Below are 19,002 nucleotides of genomic sequence, written 5' to 3' on the forward strand. Positions count from 1 at the left end.
TAATCCTTAATATGGCTTAAATCTTATAAAGTAAACTGGTAGTAATCCTGACTATAGAAGGTTTGAAAACCACTTGATTCATAAAGCTTAAGTGCATTTCTGTTTGTAGCAGCTACATCCAGGTAAATATCGCTGGTCCACTCGGATTCCTTCATCACGACTTGAGACAGGGCATTTCTACCGATGCCTTTTCCCTGATTGGAGGGATGGATAGCAAATCCATAAATAAAGCTTCGATTGTCCACTCGTTGGATTCTAATCTTCCCTACGGTCGCTCCATTATATACAATCATTAAGTTGCCTTCCCTTGATTCTTCTAGCAGTCTCTTGGTATAGGATTCAGCATCAGACCTTACAACGTGAAAGCATTTTTCATCAAGGTCAATAATGGTTTCAATATCCTTTTCAGTAGTAGTTCTTATTTGGACATCAGCGGCGTTTACAGATAAGCTTTTTTTATTCCACTTCATTTCATATTCAGTAAAATCATAAGAGGCATTTATTTTCTCAATAAATTCCTTTCCGGAAGCTGATGAGCCGGGAGAATTAAGTAAGAGCTTTCGAACAGATCGTGATCTTAGTGACTGGATGGCTTCCTGGAATAGTTCACGAAATAGTTGCTGTTTACGGTAATCCGGGTGAATCATCCCACATAATTCATAAGTTTCACCAAAGCCGTACAATCCTAAAAATCCAATCAGTTGATCCTCTTTATAAAGAAGAAAATCATCCAGGCTGTTTGTACGATTTTTAAGCATATCCCAGTTCAGTTTTACTTTTATATCTTCGTGTTTTTCGCAGACGATCTGCAGGTTTTTAATGTCTTGAAGCTGTTTTGAAGTAAGCATGTTTCATCCCCATTTAATCAAAATATAAAGAATATTCTCACTAAATTTTATGGGAAATCCTTCATATAGACAAGAGTTTTTTGGGAAAAGCCATGTATTTTATAACATGGCTCCAGCTTATTCTTTTTCTTGTATTCGCTGAATCACTTCATGCAGTTCATCAGGTTTTAAAAATTCGAGAGGGGAGAAGCCTTTTTCAAACATGACGGATTCGCTTTCAATCATCAGTACATATCGACCGTTCACTTTCGCCAGATGAATGCTGTCACCAAAGTCGGAGAGAAGGGCTTTCACGGAAACATGATCAAGTTTTACTTTCAGTTCGACTTCAGGTGATTGTTCGACGATTTGGGAGGTGGCTTCTACCACTTGTTCAGTCGTGAACCTTTCCTGAAGCTCACGCTTTGGACTGATTGCCCACTCTTCCACCGCTTCTTCAAATTCAACACGTTCATCGCTCTCTTCAGCATAGGTTTCTGAAATATGTTCCTTCACCATCCCGTAAACTTGGGATTTTACGATTTCGGGCATGGACTTTTCATATTCCACCCATTTCAAGAAATCTTCAAAGTATCTGGCGTGTGAAGCTTGATGGATTTTGATTTCGGCAGAGTCCATCATTCCTTCTTCAGGCATGTAGGGATATTGGATGGATTTCATGTTTTTCGTGGTAATCGCCATTTCGACATTGTGAATCAGAGTCGCTTCATCGGTTATGGTGGCAACCTTTGGTTCAAAATCACATTTCATAATGAACACAAACGGATCATCAAAGAATTTCGTCAGCTTTGCAGTCGCAACGAGGAATGCACCACCTCGGATAGCACTCGCTTCTATGTACATTTGAACAATTTGATCACAGGCTTCGCGAAAGTCCTCTTTGTTTTCGGCAAACCGGGTACGGTGAAATAAATTATAATTTGGATTGGAAGTCAGTTCATGACCCGGTTCTACTACAAAGCGTCCAATTTTTGTGGGGGCAGACTCGGACTTTGAATGTCGGTCTACCTTCCGCTTCACAATTTTGGTTAGTTCGCCATCTAAAAAGCTTTTTAAGGGACTATCTTCATACTCGGTTCCCGTTAACGTCTGAAAATGCTTATGCCGTTTATCGGCTTCTTCGCCTTTGCCCTCTACTTGTATTAAATAGAAGGAGAGGTTCTGAATAGTAAAATCCATGTTTTGTTCTCCTGACCTAAATAGATTCGTTTTACATGTAATTATCTATACATTCATTGTTACAGTATAGAAAAGCTGAAAAGGTTCGTCAATTGACTTATGAAAGTTCATTCTGGTGAGATACTACTTGTTAAGAATTAAGTATAGGTGGTGTGCTATGTGGGGAATCAATCTTTTTTTTCGTTGGTGAAGAAAGGAAACAAGTCATCGTTTTTCGCCATGGTGGGGAACGGGATTCTGGCGATTGCAAAAGGGATAGCCTACTTCATCAGTGGAAGTGGAGCAATGTTTGCCTCGGCGATGCATTCGTTAGCTGATGCAGTGAATCAGGGTTTTGTGTTTATCGGAAGTGTTCTTTCTGAGAAGCAACCAACGGAGAAATTTCCGACGGGCTTCGGAAGAGTCATCAATCTTTTTTGTATGATTGCGGTTATCGTTGTATCCATTATGGCCTATGAAACCATACGGGAAGGGATTCATTTACTAAAACATCCCGCTCTTGTGAAGGGCATTTGGCTGAATGTGTCAGTATTACTACTGAATATCCTTATCGATGGCGCCATCCTCTATAAAGTGATGAAGGAAATCGGACAGGAAGCAAGAGCTGAAAGAACAGGCATGGGAATTTTCTCAGGAGCATTTAAAAACGTAAAGCGTGCGTCACCACCGACAAGGCTCGTATTTTATGAGGATTTGGTCGCTGTTTCAGGGGCTATCTTGGCCTTGATTGCTGTATTGGTGTCATATTTCTCCGCCTATCAGCTAATGGATGGAATCGTCACTATAGTCATTGGATTCCTCATGGTAGGCGTCGCCTTCAGGGTTGGTTATGACAACATGGTCGGTCTAATAGGAGTTGCTGCCCCGAAGGAAGTCGAGGACCGAATCGCAAGTACGATCTTTGAGCACGAAGCAGTAATCGATATCTTCAAACTAAGAATAACTCAGGAAGGTCGATACTATCATGTTGAATCGTATCTTGAACTGAAAAGAGGATTACCACTTTCTGAAGCAGATGATATTAAATTTGCCATTCAGGACAATTTAATGAGTGACCCGGATATTGCAGACGTAACGTTGGGGATCATCGAGGATGATGGTATTCAGGAATGGAAAGGAAGTAAACCGGAACCTCAATAAGAAACAGAGCATCCTGCCGAGAAGTTCAGCAGGATGTTTATTCGTTCAGGATTAAAATAAGTCTTCTAAGCTTCCTTCAGTACACGAAAGAATGGAATAGGAAGGCTGCGAAAACGTATAGTTTGGTCTTGCTTCATGTTCATACTATAATAAAGAAAATCATAGAATAGATTATGTGAGGAGGGGAGATAGAATGGATGTGAATGAGATACTGCAGCTATTCAAAGAGAGAACACCCAGAATACTTGGAAGTGAAACATTTTCTGAATATGCTATTCTACTTCCTTTGATTGAGGTCAACGGCCAAACGCATGTTTTATTTGAAGTTCGTTCCTTAAACATGAGAAGACAACCAGGGGAAATTTGTTTTCCTGGAGGGCGGATAGATCGAAGTGATTCGGATGAGAAAGCAGCAGCTATTCGTGAGACATCAGAAGAACTGGGAATTCATACGGACACCATTACAGATGTGTATCCACTCGATTATATCGTGTCTCCTTTTGGGACCATCATTTATCCATACGTAGGCAAAATAAATGTATCCATAAAAGAGTTAAAACCGAATCAAGCTGAGGTGGAGGAAATCTTTACTACACCATTGACCTATCTACAGGAAAGGGAACCTGACTTGTATAACATCAAGTTCAAGATGGAGCCCGAAGAGAGCTTTCCGTTCAAACAAATTCCAGGCGGAGAAAATTACAACTGGCAGGCTAGAAATATGAAAGAACATTTTTACTACTATGAAGACAAAGTCATATGGGGATTAACCGCCAGAGTTCTTCATCATTTTGTGAAACTTCTTTCGTAATACGTCCATTAAACATAATTTCAAATAAAAACGAAATCTTTCTAAAAAGAAATTCTACAATTACCCATACGTATTGACATTCGTTTTCAATTAATACTTTTTTCGATAGGGCAACATGTCGGAGAAAGTATTTTTGTTTGTAAATATGTAGCAAATTGAAGTGTTTGTAATGGTTTAATAGGAGGTAAAGACAAGTAAGCAAAAGATGATGAAAATAAGGAGAGGGGAAATAACTATGATTATTCGCGCTAAATGCTGGAGAATGTTAAGTGTACAGGAAAAAATGTTTATCCTTAAAGCTGTATGTAATAAGCATCTCAAAAAGTAATGAACAGGAATTTTCTATATGCTCCTTAGAAAAACGTACAATTTCATCATGTTCATGAAGTCATTAAGCCGATATATATAACGGAGATTCCTATGCCGTTCATCTAAGACTCCTTTGCTTCTCTATTGGAAATGATTAATCTATCGATATCTTAAAAATCATCCGGTTGATTTATTGGATGTTATCGATTGGTGGTAAGATCAAACCGAAAAAATGAAGAATCAAAAAAGCTAAATAGGAAATCGTTACACACTCTGTGTACTATAGCCAGGAGTATACATGGCTACTTTGATCCAGCCACCAAGTGATTTTTCGTATTGTTATGCAAAGATAAAATAGGATGGCTAAGTCCTTTCACCCCAGGACTTCTGTTTGTATTTATCAAAAAATACATACCTCAACTCAATAAGTCCCCTGAAATCTATCTCAATTAATAATTTCTTATAAAAACCCCTATCATCAATTTCCACTTTTCATTTAACATTTGGTAAAATAATATAGTACATACATATAAGGGGGACACCTTAGTGAAAGGATCAAAAGTAGTAATCATAGCCGTAATGCTTATGGCCATTCTATTAAGTGCCTGTAACCGGAATGCTGCTGAAATGGTCATGAGTGGTGGAGTGACAATAAATGAAAAGGCCAATACGATTACATTCAGAGGAGTGCTCTCAGACAAAGCACTTGAACCGGATACTCCGTTTCAAACCCGTTTCTACCTGCAGGGAACCACAATTAAAAACGCACTGGGAACGGATCTGATTTATACAGATGAGGAGTTAAAGAGCCGTAAACAGGGAGAATCACCACAAGAGTTTGAGGTTAAGAAAACAGTGGATATTAAAAAACCGGAAGAGATTGATAAGTTAATGAGTGAAATAAAGAATAAAGATAAAGAAGCCGTCACGATTGAACTTGTTAATGATAACGGTCGAATTGATGATCAAGTTCTTCATAATGTAACAAAGGAGTAGGACCGCAATGTCCTGCTCCTTTGTCTGTTCTGATTACTTGGTATTGACCGGTCTTTTTAAGGCATACAAATCATCCTCGAGAAGAAGCATCTTATCCATCAATACATCTTTAGAATCCATCACTCCCTGATTATAGAGGTATGGACCAATCTCTTTCATAAAGAAATCAAACCAATTACCAGCACCTAAATCTCCAATTTCGTTACCGGTCTGCTCATAATAAAATGTCTGAATTCGCTCAATCATAGTATCTTTCTGTTCTTTTGGTATCTTCGTAAACATGATAGATAACCCTCCCATCGACTTTCTTCCATCGTAACATAACTGGCCGATTACAGGTATGAATCCCAGCCTTGGGTATTTTTAATCAAACAATATGTATGTCAAATAAGAACAAAGAAAACAATGAAATTCAGAAAGACTAGTGTAGCAGAAAGAAAGTCATCCAACATATAAATTTGTATAATTGTGGCAAACTAAATCCTGACAGGCAAAGTGCCTGTACATATATAAACAAAAGGAGAATGCGAATGTGGCAGGAGTTTAAAAAGTTTGCCGTGAAAGGTAATGTCATAGATCTTGCAGTGGCGGTCATTATAGGTGCTGCTTTTGGTAAAATCGTCAAATCCCTGGTCGATGATATCATTATGCCCCTTCTAGGTATATTGCTTGGTGGCATTAGCTTTACGAACTTAAAAGTTACGGTAGGAGAAGCTGTCATTACCTATGGAGTATTCCTGCAAAACGTAGTGGATTTCTTCCTCATAGCCCTCGTCATATTCTTTATTATACGCATATATAAGAAAATGGAACGCAAAGAAGAGATCAAAGCGGAAGTGAAGGTCGATCAGAAGGAAGAACTTCTTAGAGAGATACGTGATTTATTAAAAGATCCCAGGCACAGTCCTGAATAATTGATTAATCGACAAAAAAACAAGGAGATTTCCTTTATTTATCCAATATATAGTAAGAGAAGAACAAGAGGGGGAGAAACAATGGAAATCAACTCAATATATTTAATTAAAGAAAAAAATGGAATGAAGAAAGACTTTTCTTTACTCCTTTCAATGATGGACTATGCAAGGTTCACTTCTATCAGCGAAGTTGAGAACTTACCGGTTGAAATGCTAGACTACCGATGTCATGATGAAGCAAATTCAATCGGTATGCTTCTTGCCCATTTTGATGCAGTTGAAAAAATTTATCAGGTACTTACCTTCGGAAACCTAAGTGATGATGAAATAGAGGAATACGCAATGACCTTGGAACCTGCCTTAAGCTTAGGCAGTAAGGCAGCCGAAGGAATTAAAGGAAATAAAGTCGAATTTTACCTTGAGAACTTGCAGATGACCAGGGACAAAACGGTGGAGCAGTTCAAACAACTGGATGAGGATTGGCTATATGAAGAAACGGACTGGTGGTATGGTGAAAAAGGAAATAACTTCTTTAAATGGTTTCATGTATTTGAAGATGAAATCAATCATAGGGGACAAATACGTATGATCAAAAAACTCTATGCAAAAGAACACAATATTTCAATCGTGGACTAAATCCTACATCGTATTTTACAAAAAGACCCATTCATATTCTTGAATTTTGCATGAGATTCTGTTATAGTAAAGATAGTTATTTTTGTTCGGTTAATATGCACGATTGAAGAATATTCGTCTTGAATTTTAATCAGAGCAGGAATATAATTTTTATGTGCAACTGCACTAGGAGGTACTTGTTTTATGTTACAAGGTAAAGTTAAATGGTTTAACGCTGAAAAAGGTTTCGGTTTCATCGAAGTTGAAGGTCAAGACGATGTTTTTGTTCACTTCTCTGCTATCCAAGGTGAAGGATACAAATCATTAGAAGAAGGTCAAGACGTTACATTTGAAATCGTTGAAGGTGCTCGTGGACCACAAGCAGCTAACGTTCAAAAGTAATTCAATCTTAAAACTCCAAACAGAGTACGTCGGCCGACGTACTCTGTTTTTTTTGTGTCTTCCCACGTCCAGTGGATACTCGACTTCAGTATCTATACTGGTTTTTCCTGAAAAATTCTGTTACTGTACTGTTAACGATACTTTATTTACTGGAGTGCTGAATTTTGTGGAAAAAGGCTAAGAAATTTTTTATTTTTATTGGAGTTTTCATAGGAAGTAACATCATATTAAGTATTATTGCTGGTCTGATTTTAACAAATTTGTATCATAGTAATGGATTTAAAGGATCTCCCGTTATCGGGACCTTAATCAATGTCGCAGCAGCTGTACTTGCGGTTTTTGTTGCGTACAAACCGTTAAAGAAGAAAGATCAGGCTTAACCTGGCTGAATTTACCTTATTTCTGTCCATGTGCACACTTCATAACAATAAGAATAAGCTAATCTCACTAACCTTTCCGGAACAATCCTGGGAGGTTTTTCTATGTTAAATATGTATGAGGGAGATGTTCATCGGAGTTGTTTAAAGAATTCCTTCGCTGATAGGGACGGGCTTCATAGAAAGAGACTAGTCAGTTGACTAGTCTCTTGTTAAGTATTCAATTGTGTCACTATGTTTTATTTATTTTGTTGGTTTTGTTGATTTTGCTGATTTTGTTGTTTAGCAGCTTTTCTAGCTCTTTCAGCAGCGTTTTGCTCTTGAGCAAATTCTGCTTCATTTTTTTGTTGCTGTGGTTTGTTGTTGTTGTTAGTCATGGTTATCACCTCCGTCTACTATAATTTGCCCCGAAAAGAAAAAAAGATACATGAAAAATCAAATTAAACTTGTGAAGTTTACATATTCAAATTTTGAGTGAGGGACGGACCTTGAAGAGGTCCGTCCCTCACTTTCCAGTTACTTACTAGTTTAGCCCTTAGAAAAGGGGGGTACTAATAAGTTCGTGCATTTATTTTCTTTACATACCTATTTCTACATGATAGAGCTACATCAACGAATTAAGGGGGAAGTCATTTGAAAAATTTTACACCAATGTTTTGGATTGCGATTACAATCGGCATCATTTTTGTGGCTTGGGGGGTTATTTTTCCTCAGGCATTGATCGATATCATGTCCAATACCCAAGGAGTTCTTCTAGACAAATTTGGCTGGTTTTATCAATTTTCAGCTTCATTCTTTTTCATCATCGCCATCTTCTTTGCATTTAGTAAATATGGGAAGATCCGATTAGGGAAAGACACTGATAGACCTGAATATTCCACATTGACATGGTTTGCCATGCTCTTTAGTGCAGGAATGGGAATCGGACTCCTATTCTATGGAGTATCGGAACCTGTTTCTCATTATTCCACTCCACCATTTGGAAAAGGCGGGACCATAGAATCAGCTAAAATCGGATTACGCTATACATATCTTCATTGGGGATTCCATGCCTGGGCCATTTATGCAGTCGTAGCATTGGCCCTTGCCTATTATAAATTCAGGAAGGGCATGCCAGGGTTGATGAGTGCCACATTATATCCAGTCATTGGGGATAGAGTGAAAGGTCCAATAGGGTATATTGTTGATATTGTCGCTGTGTTTGCCACGATTTTCGGTGTGGCGATTTCACTTGGAATTGGTGCACAACAAATTAACAGTGGACTTAATTACCTGATGGGAACCCCGATTGACTTTAAAGTTCAGCTGATCATCATGGGAGTTGCAACGGTTCTATTTATTACTTCTGCTGCTACTGGTTTATCAAAAGGAATTAAATATTTGAGCAATGCCAATATGATATTGGCGGTCTTGTTATTCATTGTCTTTCTCATCGCAGGTCCTACGCAATTTGTTCTGGAATTGTTTTTGACCACTTTTGGGAGCTATGTTCAGAACCTTCCTAGTATGGGATTACGCTTTTCCCCATTTAATGTGGAGAATAATCAATGGGTGAAGGATTGGACGATTTTTTATTGGGCATGGTGGATCTCATGGACACCGTTTGTGGGAACCTTTATTGCGAGGGTATCAAAAGGAAGGACTGTTCGTGAGTTTATCATCGCCGTCATCATTGTGCCTACAATCGTATGCGCCCTGTGGTTTGGAGTATTCGGAGGAACAGGATTGTATTACGACTTTGTTCAAGGTGTAGATGTAGCGGGTCAAAGTTTGGAGACGGCACTATTTTATGTGTATGATCAAATGCCACTAAGTGGGGTGCTGTCGATTATTTCCCTCATCTTGATTATCACATTTTTTGTGACGTCGGCCGACTCTGCAACATTTGTACTGGGGATGCAAACGTCCAATGGAAGCTTGAACCCTCCATTCTTCGTGAAGTTCAGCTGGGGGATCGTACTGGCTGCCATTGCGGCGATCCTGATGGGGACTGGCGGCATCAGTGGATTGCAAGCAGCCACCATCATCACAGCCTTACCATTGGGGATTATCTTATTTGTCATGACATATGGATTAATTCTTTCATTCCAAAAAGAAATGAAAATGAAAAAGAAAGAATAGAACGTCTGCTGCTGGTAAGTGAGTTACTTAACAGAAGATGAAATAAAATAAGTGAAGAACCCTCTATTTCGTATAGAGGGTTCTTCTATTGGATTTTTTTGCTTCAATGAAAAAAATGATACGCCAACGACAACGACTTTGTTAGGATTAAGATACTTATCGAAAAGTTTTGAATAGAGGGAGAGTGTGGATTCAATGAAACAGATTATCGCAATGGGTGGGGGAGGCTTTTCCATGGAGCCTGAGAATCTGCTTTTAGATCAATATATATTAAAACAGGCTGGGCAATCAAATCCAAAGGTTTGTTTTTTGCCTACGGCCAGTGGAGATGCAGAAGGGTATATAGAGCGATTTTACAATGCTTTTCACTCGCTTTCGTGTGAGCCTTCACATTTGTCTCTATTCAAATTACCAACCATAGATTTAGAGGGATTCCTTCTTGAGAAGGATATTATCTATGTGGGTGGGGGCAATACAAAGAGTATGCTTGCCCTATGGAGGGAGTGGAAGATTGATTCCATACTAAAGAAAGCTTGGGAATCAGGGACGATTCTTGCAGGTTTGAGCGCAGGCTCGATCTGTTGGTTTGAAGAAGGAATTACTGATTCGTATGGTGAAGAATTAGAAACGATTAAAGGTTTGGGATTCTTGAAGGGAAGCCACTCCCCTCATTATGACGGCGAAGAAGAGCGGCGCCCCCTTTTTCATTCATTCATCCGTAAAGGGATACTTCAAGCAGGCTATGGAGCGGATGATGGTGCAGCTTTACATTTTATTGATGAAAGTCTTTATAGAGTAGTGAGTTCAAGAGTTCATGCTTCTGCCTATTGGGTCGAGAAGAGAGATGACGATATGCACGAAACGATTTTATCCACAGAATTTCTAAAAAAGAGGTAAAAAGATAGTCCCAGAATCAGCATACTTTTATATTTGATGACATAGGGATAGTGATGAGTCTTTTTCTAAGGAGGAGAACATCATGGCTGAAGATAAACGAAATACTCCAAGTGACTTTGTAAAGAACACGTCAAAGCAAGCCAGCGGGCTAGTGAATAAAACGGCAGACACAGCTAATGAAATAATCAAAAGTGTAAGCGGTAAAGGCGGACTTGTAGGGAAAGTGTCAGATACATCGGCAGATTTTGTGAAAAATGTAAGCAATACAGGGAACAAAATGGTCGGGAAAACAGTAGACACCGCAAGCAAGGCAGTCAAAGGTGCATCAAATAAGTTATTTAAAAAGAAATAAGGATACAAGAGGAGCTATCTCCTATGGAGGGATGGCTCCTTTTCTTATTCACCTCAAATATGACGATGATGCTATGATAAAATAGGGATGAAAAACTAGAGATCAAAAATGGAGGGTGAAAATGATTGATATTCGTTTTATTTCAGCTACCGATACATATGCCATTAGACAACAAATCTTAAGGCCGACGCAATCAATAGAAGAGTGTCATTATGAAGGAGATTCAGACGACAGTTCCTTTCACATTGGCGTTTTTGAAGGAAAGGTGCTGATCAGTATCGGTTCCTTTTATCAGGAGGCACAACCGGGTTTAAATGGATATCTGCCTTACCGGCTAAGGGGAATGGCCACTCTAAAGGATTACAGGGGGAATGGCATTGGAAAGCAGCTCATCGAATACAGCGAAAAGGTTCTAAAAGAAAAAGGGTGTGAAATGTGGTGGTGCAATGCCAGAATATCGGCTGGGCCATATTATGAGAAATTGGGTTTAACTCAGTTGGGGGACGTATTTGAAATAGAACCAATCGGGCCTCATGTGATTATGTATAAGCAGATATGATTGTCGGGATCGAGGCAATATGAAAGTGACATATCTGCACCTTAGCCTTCTTCCTATATAACTACCACGTTTTTGTCACGCCATAAATAAACAACCGGGAAAAGCCCGGTTGTTTCTCCATCATCATTCTTGAATAGCAGATCTTCTCAGTTTAATAAACTTCACTAAATTTAACACAATGGTTTTTGTTACCGCGTAAAAAGGAACGGCCAGGATCATCCCAAGAATACCTGCCAGGTTTCCAGCCACCAGTAATAAAATGATTATCGTCGCTGGATGAGTATCGAGGCGCTTGCCTAAAATCAGGGGTGAAAGGAGGTTCCCCTCTATTTGTTGTGCAATCGTGACAACCACGATGACGAGAATGGCTTTCGTCGGTGAATCAAACAGGGCCACGATGATGGCAGGTGCAGCACCGATAAAAGGACCGATAAACGGAATGATGTTTGTTACGGCCCCTATTAACGCCATCACCAATGCGTAGGGAAGTCCAATGATCAAATACCCGATAAACGTCAGGGTCCCCACAAAGGAAGCTACCGTCAATTGTCCCTGTATGTATGCGGCAAGTGTATCACTCGTATCCTTTAAAGTGTTGATCCCTTCTTCCCGGTAGGCAGGAGGAAGAAATTTTGAAATGGCCTTAGGAAATTTATGGCCGTCTTTAAACATAAAGAATAATAGAAAAGGGACGGTGACAATCAGTATCGTTATACTGGTCAGAACACTCACTAATCCTTTGAGAGCAGTTGTAATATTATCTGGTAAAGTATTGGCAAAGTCCATTAACTGTTTTTCTACATCTTTAAGTGACACATAATCCTGACTCATCATCCATTTGAATTGTTGAGTCTCAGATAGGTATTCGATAAAATTCCTCGTTTGTCTTGCATACTCCGGAAGCTCATTGAACAATCCTGTGATCTGCTTCGAGAGAATCGGCGCGATATTCCCTATAATTAACACCATCACTCCAATAATAGCAGCATAAAGCACGATGATGGCAATGGTTCTCGGCAATCTTGCTTTTTCCAGGAGATTGACTAATGGATTTAATAAAAAATACAGAAATCCTGAAATGATGATCGGGAAAAATAATGTTGAAGCGAATACGACAATCGGTTCAAATAAAAATGAAATCTTTGTTGAAACATAAATAATGGTAAGAATAATGAGAATCTGAAGGCTCCATGAGTACATCTTTTTCTTGGTCAAGCTATTCACCTCTACCTATCGACTTGTTTGTGTGATTAAGTATATCAAATACTGAAAGGAAAACCCTACTAATATATAGAGGATAAGGAGAATTATTTTGTGAGAAAAATCATTCTGGATAAGTTGAAAAGTATCGAAAGAGAAGAGAGAGTCAGGATTCTGTATGCCGTCGAAGCCGGGAGTCGGGCATGGGGGTATCATACAGATGAGAGCGATTATGATGTAAGGTTTATATATATACGGGAGGTTACCGCATATTTAAATCTTCAAGGGACCAAGGACGTTATTGTAAAGCCTGCAAAGTATTCCTTTGAATTCAGCGGATGGGACCTTAGTAAAGCACTCAAACTTCTTCGTAAATCAAACCCTTCTCTAATGGAGTGGTTAACAAATGAAAATGTGTATATTGAGCACCCGGACATAGAGAAAGTCAGAAAGCTAAGAGACCAGACTTTTTCTCCAGCCCGCTGTTTGATTCATTATTATCACATGGGTAGACGCAATATGGAAAAGTATTCGAAAGAGGAGATCAAAGGTTTGAAGAAAATGATGACGATTATCAGACCGTGGCTTGCTTATAAGTGGATTAAAGAGTATCAAACGATTCCACCAAATGGGGTGAACGAAATGGTTGACTCTATTACTATGAATGAAGAAATGAAGGCTACCATCTCTTCTATGCTCCTATCAAGAGTTAATGGGAAGGAGGTTCCGTTTCCCAATTTAATGTTTATGGAAAAGTACATAAGAGAAGATTTACTTAAAATGGAGGGGACTCTGGAGGATCTGCCCAGCGATGACTCTTTTCAATGGGGAGTAATAAACGAAACGTTCTTAAACATTTTAGAAAATGTGTGGGGTGTACATTTAGTCAGAGAGAAGCGTTAACAGGATCCTTGGACATGTATAATAGCACCTTCTTTGGGAAGCATAGAAAAAAAGATTCTTACTGAAGGTGCTAATATGAGTTCGTTTAATAAAAGGAATAGAAGAATACCAAAGCAGCTGCTTTCAGAAAAAGAAGAAGTTCTGCCTGAATTTCTCACTCTTGAAGAGAAAATCTCTTATTTTCGTAATGGTTTATTTAATACTGATGATTTAAAACTAAGAGAATTAACTTTTAATAGTAAAAAATTGACCATAATGTTTATTGATTCTGTCATTGATAATAGGAGCTTACAGACGTATATTATCAAACCTATATTAGAGAAAGGTTCCGGCGATATACGTGATGTGGTAAGCAGTAATAGCATCAAAGAAACATTGTATTTAGACGAGGCACTCAGCGCAATGGTGGATGGACACTGCCTTTTACTAACGGAAGACAGTGAAATCATGATATTTATCAGTATGCCTAAAATTCCTACTAATCGTTTTGAACCAATAAATGAAAAAGTGATTAGAGGGTCACATCAAGGCTTCAGTGAAAATATCACAGAAAATGTGCATCTTATAAGAGAGAGAGTTTCAAGTCCGAAACTGACTGTGAAATATTCCAGTATAGGAGAAACAACAAGAACAAAATACGCTTTAGTTTATTTATCACACTTAACAAATCCAGAATTGTTAAGAACGATTGAGGACCGGATCAATTATGTTCAAGCAGATGCAGTTCAGTCACCTGGATATTTTGAAGAATTTTTAGAAGATAATTCGTTTTCTCCATTTCCACAGTTTTTAAATACGGAAAGACCGGACCGGGTAGCCGGAAATCTAATGGAAGGCAGAATTGCTCTGGTAATGGAAGGAAGCCCTACGGTATTACTCTTGCCAGTGAATTTCTTCTCTTTCTTTCAAACATCAGAGGACTATAATAACCGGGCATTTATCGGTTCATTTGTACGATTCATCAGATTAATCAGTTTTATTGCAACACTCTGTTTACCCGCTTTTTATATAGCTGTCATCTCCTATAATTATGAAATCATACCGGTAGAAATCATATTTTCGATTAAAAGCTCCCTGGAGTATGTTCCATTTCCTCCATTGATTGAAGCGGCCATTATGCAGTTAACATTGGAATTACTTCGTGAAGCGGCTATCCGATTACCGAACCCTATCGCACAAACCATTGGGGTGGTGGGGGGACTTGTTATCGGGACGGCTGTTGTAGAAGCGAATTTGGTTTCAAATACCATGGTTATCGTAGTGGCGATTACAGCTATATCTTCTTTCGTTATTCCATCTAATGAAATGAGTACTTCCGTTAGGATACTAGGTTTTCCCCTCATGATATTTGCTGCTTTATTTGGGGTTCTCGGAATAGTAATCGGGTTGATGTTGCTGTTGATCCATATGTCGACGCTTAAATCATTAGGTCAATACTATTTATACCCTGTTGCTCCTTTGGATTTTAAGTCACTGAAAGACACCTTTATTCGCGTTCCCATGTGGCTGATGAAAGAAAGACCAAAGGATTTGAAACCACAGTATAAGTGGAAAACGACAGATCCTCGAGGATGGAAAAAAAATGAAGAATCAGACTAATCTTACTTCCATACAGTTGATGTTATTCATTGTCCAAACACAAATTGGAGTAGGGGTTCTTGGCCTTCCATTCAGCGTATTTTCCATTTCCAAAGGTGATGCTTGGATTTCAATATTGCTGGCTGGTATTGTTGTTCAATTATTTATCACGATATTTTGGGTCTTGGGCAGAAGGTTCCCTGCTAAATCCCTTTTCCAATATTCAATGCAATTGGTTGGAAAAGCAGGGGGAACATTCATAAATATTTCCTATGTTGTGTATGGATTGCTAGTTACCAGCCTTATTATGATGTATTCAACTGCCATCATCAAAACGTGGGTGCTGACACTTACACCAAAATGGATCATTATGCTTCTATTGATGGGAACCGCAGTCTATTTAGGAAGGGAATTATTATCTGACATCTGCAATGTTTATGTTGTTGTTTCGGGATTGATATTCTTTCTGATCTTGATATCTATCGTTGTATTGATTATTTATCCTGTTGATTGGAGGTATTTGCTTCCGATTGGTCACTCAGGAGGAACCAATATTCTAAAAGGGATAAAAGAAGCATATTTTTCAATGCTTGGATTTGAATTGATTTTGTTTCTTTTTCCTTATTTTCAGCATAATGGGGAACGGTCCGTCTTATTCTCAGCTTCGATGGCCAATCTCTTTGTGACATTGCTCTATGCATTTCTCACCATAGTCAGTCTTGTGACGTTCAGTCCTGAAGAAATAGTCATTATTCCTCAGCCGGTACTATATTATGTGAAATCCCTGTATTTGCAAATTGTTGAGAGAATTGATTTGGTATTTGTTTCCCTTTGGGTGGTAAGTGTCATAACTTCGTTAACCAGCTACCTTTTTCTATCAACGGAGGGAGTCGCTCATACGTTTAAACGAATCAATCGTTCTATCATAACAATTTTCTTTGGCAGTTTATCTTTTATCATTGCTTTAATTCCCAATAAAGAAGCAGAAATGGAGTTGTACAACAAATGGGTGATTAATTCATCCTATTTATTCATACTTGTCATTCCATTTCTCTTTTTAGGAATCTCTTTTATTTTCAAGAAAAAGGAAAGAGGGAAGAACGTATGAAGAAAAGAATCATCTTAGTCACGGTTCTATTTCTCATTCAGTTGACTTTAACGGGTTGTTGGGATCAACGATTGTTGAAAGACGGAAGGTTGGTTTTTTCCTCTGCCTTTGATTTAGTTGATGATGAAACCATAAGAGCTACAGCCATTATCCGTGATTTTAAAGATCGGACACCGACCAATGTAGTGGTACAAGGGGAAGGGAAAACCATACGTGAGACAAGAATGCATATGGACCGTAAAATTTCCGGAGTATTTGAGCCATCAAAAAATCGGGTGTTTTTATTAGGGGAAGAATTAGCAAAAAAAGATATCTATAAGTTTTTAGATATTTTTTACCGGGACCCCAATAGTTCCATTTCTGCCAAATTAGCAATAGTTGAAGGAGAAAGTGGGGAAATACTTACAAAATTAAGTGAAAAAAACGTATTGATTTCAGAATTTATCATTGAACTACTCAAAAGTGCAGAAATTTCTACTGGAATTCCTAAGCAAAATTTACAAACCGTCTGTACGTTTATGTTCGATGAAGGAAAAGATTTTGCTCTTCCTCTTATCAAAATGGAGAATGGTGAAGTGGTGTTAAGTGGTACGGGTATTTTCCATAAGAATTCAATGTCAGGTACTCTGACTTTTGAGGAAACAACATTATTTCTATTGATGAGCAACCAAGTGGCTAAGCAGACTCGATTTGTATCCAAAATTGAAGAGAATAAGAAGATGAATATCGAAAATTATATTACGTACAATATGTCTGAATCTAAATCAAAGCTTAAAATTGTTTCGGACTCACCAAATAATATACAAGTCGAAATAAATGTAAAGGCAGAAGTATCTGTTGTAGAATATCCTGAAGATAAATTAACCGATAAGAAAAAACTTAAGAAACTAAATAAACAAATTTCAAAACGCTTAACAGAAGATGCAGAAAAAATGATTGAAAAAATTCAGCTGGCTAATTCAGATTTATTTGGTATTGGCAGAGAGTTAATTGCATATCACCCAAAAACATGGGAAAAGCTTGATTGGGAAGAAAAATACCCCACCATTACGATCACTCCTACGATTGAAGTTGATATTGTTGGTCATGGAATAATCAATTGATAGACTCCTTTTCAATAATATATTAATAAATTTTATGGTAGAGGAGTTCACCGTTTGTAATTAAATCCAGTAAGTAAGTGAAAATCAATGTGTAAGTAAACAAAAAAGTGTCCAGCCGCTGAGAACTGCAACACTCAAAGGCTGGACATTGTTATGGGGTCATGAAACCATCTTTAAACCAATAATACTCCCTATAATGCAACTAATAAAAAATAATCTCTTTAGATCCTTCGTTTCCCTGAAAAAGATCATCCCGATGAGGACAGCTCCTGCAGAACCTATCCCTGTCCAGATTCCATACCCCGTACTTACCGGGATATCCAGTAGAGATAGGGATAATAAATAAAAGCTTATCCCTCCTGCTGCGAAGCTAACGATGGATGGGGCAAGCTTCTTGTATCCTTCAGAAAGCTTCATAAATGTTACCATCACAACCTCAGAGAACCCGGCAAAAATGAGAAATATCCACGCCATTAATAGGACCTCCCTGTATCTTGTTCTTCTTTATCACTCATTTTGAGGCCGATCACCCCGAAAATGAGAAGTGTGATAAAAGCGACTTTTAACACGCTAATCCCTTCATGTAGAAATACCATTCCCACTACAGCAGTGCCTGCTGCTCCAATACCGGTGAAGACCGCATAAGCAGTCCCGATAGGCAATAATCTCATGGAATTGGAGAAAAAATAAAAACTTACCAAGATGAGGAGAGCAGTGACAATACTTGGGACAGGTTTTGTAAACCCCTCTGAAAGGGATAACCCAGTTGCCCAGCCAATCTCCAAAATACCACCAATAATAACGTATATCCAACCCATGATGCTACTCTCCTTTGCGACTTGATATACCTAATTCATAAACCTTCCAAGCCGATTCAATTCGTTGTCTGAAAATTTCTTCCGTGTAATAGTGATGTTCTAAAAAGACACCATCAACTAAACATAAAAAGGAGGCAATAAATTCATCCTCCTCAATTTCACTAAACAGTTTGTGTTTTAGGCCTTCTTGGTAAATGGATACTAAAATCGCTGATGTAACCATTTCAAACTGAATGAATTGTTTTTGAATAAGATCTCTAAAAGCTTCTGGAGGAAAGAATGTCACTCTCTTCCATAGCAGAGCTTCTTTTGTTGTCATCAATCGATGACAAAATAAGTCAAAGAGCATTCGAATATTTCTTAGTGGTTCACTATGATTCATTTTTTCCTCTGCACTCTTATACGCCGTCACTTCAGACACACTTAAATCCTCAATTACTTCCATAAATAAATCCTCTTTGCTACGGAAATGGTTGTAAATGGATGGCTTTTTAATACCCACGGCGGTTGCAATTTCCGTTAATGAAGTATCCTCGTACCCTTTTTGGCCGAATAAATCCAATGCGACATCTTTTATGAGTTGTTTGTTGTCATTTTTCATGTTTATTCACCTTCTCTATTAACTAACTAACGGTCGTTAGTTTTATTGTAAATCCATTTTTGAATTTATGCAAGAGGGGAAAAAATAATCCACAATTCAAAATAATCGAATGTATTTCATTTTTCTTTCATATAATCATCTGTTGATTTTAATATGGAAGGAAAGGGATAT

23 protein-coding genes are annotated in these 19,002 nt (G+C 38.2%); 15 read left to right on the top strand and 8 right to left on the bottom strand.

What is annotated here, in order from left to right; genetic code table 11:
- Positions 1-23: 23 nt before the first annotated feature.
- Together ACIFOD_RS14765 and ACIFOD_RS14770 are read right to left on the bottom strand one after the other, a co-directional pair.
- Complete coding sequence (locus ACIFOD_RS14765) at positions 24-848, bottom strand: GNAT family N-acetyltransferase (RefSeq protein WP_430315249.1); 825 nt, start codon at positions 846-848, stop codon at positions 24-26.
- A 117-nt stretch (positions 849-965) separates the two neighbouring features.
- The gene (locus ACIFOD_RS14770; protein WP_430315250.1) at positions 966-2,027 is read right to left on the bottom strand and encodes a DUF3900 domain-containing protein; all 1,062 of its coding nucleotides are present in this window, start codon (positions 2,025-2,027) and stop codon (positions 966-968) included.
- Between the two features lie 159 nt (positions 2,028-2,186).
- Here ACIFOD_RS14770 and ACIFOD_RS14775 point away from each other — a divergent pair, with 159 nt between their 5' ends.
- From ACIFOD_RS14775 to ACIFOD_RS14785, 3 genes are all read left to right on the top strand, one after another.
- On the top strand, positions 2,187-3,167 hold the full coding sequence (locus ACIFOD_RS14775) for a cation diffusion facilitator family transporter (RefSeq protein WP_430315251.1): 981 nt from the start codon (positions 2,187-2,189) through the stop codon (positions 3,165-3,167).
- A 193-nt stretch (positions 3,168-3,360) separates the two neighbouring features.
- Positions 3,361-3,978, top strand: coding sequence for an NUDIX hydrolase (locus ACIFOD_RS14780; protein WP_430315252.1), 618 nt, complete (start codon positions 3,361-3,363; stop codon positions 3,976-3,978).
- An 855-nt stretch (positions 3,979-4,833) separates the two neighbouring features.
- Complete coding sequence (locus ACIFOD_RS14785) at positions 4,834-5,283, top strand: hypothetical protein (RefSeq protein WP_430315253.1); 450 nt, start codon at positions 4,834-4,836, stop codon at positions 5,281-5,283.
- 33 nt (positions 5,284-5,316) lie between these two features.
- Here ACIFOD_RS14785 and ACIFOD_RS14790 read toward each other — a convergent pair whose 3' ends face one another.
- A complete protein-coding gene (locus ACIFOD_RS14790) occupies positions 5,317-5,565 on the bottom strand; it encodes a DUF2164 domain-containing protein (protein ID WP_428974452.1) in 249 nt (82 codons plus the stop codon).
- A 248-nt stretch (positions 5,566-5,813) separates the two neighbouring features.
- Here ACIFOD_RS14790 and mscL point away from each other — a divergent pair, with 248 nt between their 5' ends.
- The 4 genes from mscL (at position 5,814) to ACIFOD_RS14810 (ending at position 7,594) form a co-directional block, all read left to right on the top strand.
- Positions 5,814-6,197: a large conductance mechanosensitive channel protein MscL gene (mscL, locus tag ACIFOD_RS14795; protein ID WP_430315254.1), complete on the top strand. Its 384-nt coding sequence runs from the start codon at positions 5,814-5,816 to the stop codon at positions 6,195-6,197.
- 81 nt (positions 6,198-6,278) lie between these two features.
- Positions 6,279-6,833, top strand: coding sequence for a DinB family protein (locus ACIFOD_RS14800; RefSeq protein WP_430315255.1), 555 nt, complete (start codon positions 6,279-6,281; stop codon positions 6,831-6,833).
- 183 nt (positions 6,834-7,016) lie between these two features.
- Positions 7,017-7,214: a cold-shock protein CspD gene (gene cspD / locus ACIFOD_RS14805; RefSeq protein ID WP_032088076.1), complete on the top strand. Its 198-nt coding sequence runs from the start codon at positions 7,017-7,019 to the stop codon at positions 7,212-7,214.
- Between the two features lie 164 nt (positions 7,215-7,378).
- Complete coding sequence (locus ACIFOD_RS14810; protein ID WP_430315256.1) at positions 7,379-7,594, top strand: hypothetical protein; 216 nt, start codon at positions 7,379-7,381, stop codon at positions 7,592-7,594.
- Positions 7,595-7,830: 236 nt separating this feature from the next.
- Here the strand turns inward: ACIFOD_RS14810 and ACIFOD_RS14815 are convergent, their stop codons facing one another.
- Entirely contained in the window at positions 7,831-7,968 is a 138-nt protein-coding gene (locus ACIFOD_RS14815) for a hypothetical protein (RefSeq protein ID WP_315633791.1), read from the bottom strand.
- A gap of 256 nt (positions 7,969-8,224) precedes the next feature.
- Here ACIFOD_RS14815 and ACIFOD_RS14820 point away from each other — a divergent pair, with 256 nt between their 5' ends.
- The 4 genes from ACIFOD_RS14820 to ACIFOD_RS14835 all read left to right on the top strand — a co-directional run bounded on the left by ACIFOD_RS14820 (position 8,225) and on the right by ACIFOD_RS14835 (position 11,520).
- On the top strand, positions 8,225-9,712 hold the full coding sequence (locus tag ACIFOD_RS14820) for a glycine betaine uptake BCCT transporter (RefSeq protein WP_430315257.1): 1,488 nt from the start codon (positions 8,225-8,227) through the stop codon (positions 9,710-9,712).
- A gap of 195 nt (positions 9,713-9,907) precedes the next feature.
- Positions 9,908-10,609, top strand: coding sequence for a Type 1 glutamine amidotransferase-like domain-containing protein (locus tag ACIFOD_RS14825; RefSeq protein WP_430315258.1), 702 nt, complete (start codon positions 9,908-9,910; stop codon positions 10,607-10,609).
- 82 nt (positions 10,610-10,691) lie between these two features.
- Positions 10,692-10,961 carry a hypothetical protein gene (locus ACIFOD_RS14830; RefSeq protein ID WP_148971082.1) on the top strand — a complete coding sequence of 90 codons (270 nt, stop codon included), beginning with the start codon at positions 10,692-10,694 and terminating at the stop codon, positions 10,959-10,961.
- Positions 10,962-11,082: 121 nt separating this feature from the next.
- On the top strand, positions 11,083-11,520 hold the full coding sequence (locus ACIFOD_RS14835; protein WP_430315259.1) for a GNAT family N-acetyltransferase: 438 nt from the start codon (positions 11,083-11,085) through the stop codon (positions 11,518-11,520).
- A 123-nt stretch (positions 11,521-11,643) separates the two neighbouring features.
- Here ACIFOD_RS14835 and ACIFOD_RS14840 read toward each other — a convergent pair whose 3' ends face one another.
- Positions 11,644-12,735 (bottom strand): AI-2E family transporter, encoded by a 1,092-nt coding sequence (locus tag ACIFOD_RS14840; protein ID WP_113971003.1) that lies wholly within the window; start codon positions 12,733-12,735, stop codon positions 11,644-11,646.
- A gap of 99 nt (positions 12,736-12,834) precedes the next feature.
- On the opposite strand from ACIFOD_RS14840, the gene ACIFOD_RS14845 reads away from it, so the two are divergent.
- The 4 genes from ACIFOD_RS14845 to ACIFOD_RS14860 all read left to right on the top strand — a co-directional run bounded on the left by ACIFOD_RS14845 (position 12,835) and on the right by ACIFOD_RS14860 (position 17,412).
- Positions 12,835-13,623 carry a nucleotidyltransferase domain-containing protein gene (locus tag ACIFOD_RS14845; RefSeq protein ID WP_430315260.1) on the top strand — a complete coding sequence of 263 codons (789 nt, stop codon included), beginning with the start codon at positions 12,835-12,837 and terminating at the stop codon, positions 13,621-13,623.
- Positions 13,624-13,698: 75 nt separating this feature from the next.
- The gene (locus ACIFOD_RS14850) at positions 13,699-15,222 is read left to right on the top strand and encodes a spore germination protein (protein ID WP_430315261.1); all 1,524 of its coding nucleotides are present in this window, start codon (positions 13,699-13,701) and stop codon (positions 15,220-15,222) included.
- Positions 15,206-16,309 (top strand): GerAB/ArcD/ProY family transporter, encoded by a 1,104-nt coding sequence (locus ACIFOD_RS14855; protein ID WP_430315262.1) that lies wholly within the window; start codon positions 15,206-15,208, stop codon positions 16,307-16,309. Before ACIFOD_RS14850 ends, ACIFOD_RS14855 begins: the two co-directional genes overlap by 17 nt.
- Positions 16,306-17,412, top strand: a complete 1,107-nt coding sequence (locus tag ACIFOD_RS14860; protein ID WP_430315263.1) for a Ger(x)C family spore germination protein — start codon at positions 16,306-16,308, stop codon at positions 17,410-17,412. The genes ACIFOD_RS14855 and ACIFOD_RS14860 overlap by 4 nt, the downstream gene beginning before the upstream one ends.
- 159 nt (positions 17,413-17,571) lie before the next feature.
- On the opposite strand, the gene ACIFOD_RS14865 is transcribed toward ACIFOD_RS14860, so the two are convergent.
- The 3 genes from ACIFOD_RS14865 to ACIFOD_RS14875 are packed head-to-tail and all read right to left on the bottom strand — an operon-like array spanning position 17,572 to position 18,831.
- Positions 17,572-17,886, bottom strand: coding sequence for a DMT family transporter (locus ACIFOD_RS14865; RefSeq protein WP_430315264.1), 315 nt, complete (start codon positions 17,884-17,886; stop codon positions 17,572-17,574).
- Positions 17,886-18,230 (bottom strand): DMT family transporter, encoded by a 345-nt coding sequence (locus tag ACIFOD_RS14870; RefSeq protein ID WP_113970997.1) that lies wholly within the window; start codon positions 18,228-18,230, stop codon positions 17,886-17,888. Before ACIFOD_RS14870 ends, ACIFOD_RS14865 begins: the two co-directional genes overlap by 1 nt.
- A 4-nt stretch (positions 18,231-18,234) precedes the next feature.
- A complete protein-coding gene (locus tag ACIFOD_RS14875) occupies positions 18,235-18,831 on the bottom strand; it encodes a TetR/AcrR family transcriptional regulator (RefSeq protein WP_430315265.1) in 597 nt (198 codons plus the stop codon).
- Positions 18,832-19,002: the final 171 nt, after the last annotated feature.

This window comes from Rossellomorea sp. NRS-1567 (assembly GCF_050467885.1).
Lineage (GTDB): Bacteria > Bacillota > Bacilli > Bacillales > Bacillaceae_B > Rossellomorea > Rossellomorea aquimaris_C.

Coding starts and splice junctions, on each gene's coding strand:
- ACIFOD_RS14765 (WP_430315249.1), bottom strand. CDS start 848: ATGCTTACTTCAAAACAGCTTCAAGACATTAAAAACCTGCAGATCGTC.
- ACIFOD_RS14770 (WP_430315250.1), bottom strand. CDS start 2,027: ATGGATTTTACTATTCAGAACCTCTCCTTCTATTTAATACAAGTAGAG.
- ACIFOD_RS14780 (WP_430315252.1), top strand. CDS start 3,361: ATGGATGTGAATGAGATACTGCAGCTATTCAAAGAGAGAACACCCAGA.
- ACIFOD_RS14790 (WP_428974452.1), bottom strand. CDS start 5,565: ATGTTTACGAAGATACCAAAAGAACAGAAAGATACTATGATTGAGCGA.
- mscL (WP_430315254.1), top strand. CDS start 5,814: ATGTGGCAGGAGTTTAAAAAGTTTGCCGTGAAAGGTAATGTCATAGAT.
- ACIFOD_RS14800 (WP_430315255.1), top strand. CDS start 6,279: ATGGAAATCAACTCAATATATTTAATTAAAGAAAAAAATGGAATGAAG.
- cspD (WP_032088076.1), top strand. CDS start 7,017: ATGTTACAAGGTAAAGTTAAATGGTTTAACGCTGAAAAAGGTTTCGGT.
- ACIFOD_RS14815 (WP_315633791.1), bottom strand. CDS start 7,968: ATGACTAACAACAACAACAAACCACAGCAACAAAAAAATGAAGCAGAA.
- ACIFOD_RS14825 (WP_430315258.1), top strand. CDS start 9,908: ATGAAACAGATTATCGCAATGGGTGGGGGAGGCTTTTCCATGGAGCCT.
- ACIFOD_RS14830 (WP_148971082.1), top strand. CDS start 10,692: ATGGCTGAAGATAAACGAAATACTCCAAGTGACTTTGTAAAGAACACG.
- ACIFOD_RS14835 (WP_430315259.1), top strand. CDS start 11,083: ATGATTGATATTCGTTTTATTTCAGCTACCGATACATATGCCATTAGA.
- ACIFOD_RS14850 (WP_430315261.1), top strand. CDS start 13,699: ATGAGTTCGTTTAATAAAAGGAATAGAAGAATACCAAAGCAGCTGCTT.
- ACIFOD_RS14855 (WP_430315262.1), top strand. CDS start 15,206: ATGAAGAATCAGACTAATCTTACTTCCATACAGTTGATGTTATTCATT.
- ACIFOD_RS14860 (WP_430315263.1), top strand. CDS start 16,306: ATGAAGAAAAGAATCATCTTAGTCACGGTTCTATTTCTCATTCAGTTG.
- ACIFOD_RS14865 (WP_430315264.1), bottom strand. CDS start 17,886: ATGGCGTGGATATTTCTCATTTTTGCCGGGTTCTCTGAGGTTGTGATG.
- ACIFOD_RS14870 (WP_113970997.1), bottom strand. CDS start 18,230: ATGGGTTGGATATACGTTATTATTGGTGGTATTTTGGAGATTGGCTGG.
- ACIFOD_RS14875 (WP_430315265.1), bottom strand. CDS start 18,831: ATGAAAAATGACAACAAACAACTCATAAAAGATGTCGCATTGGATTTA.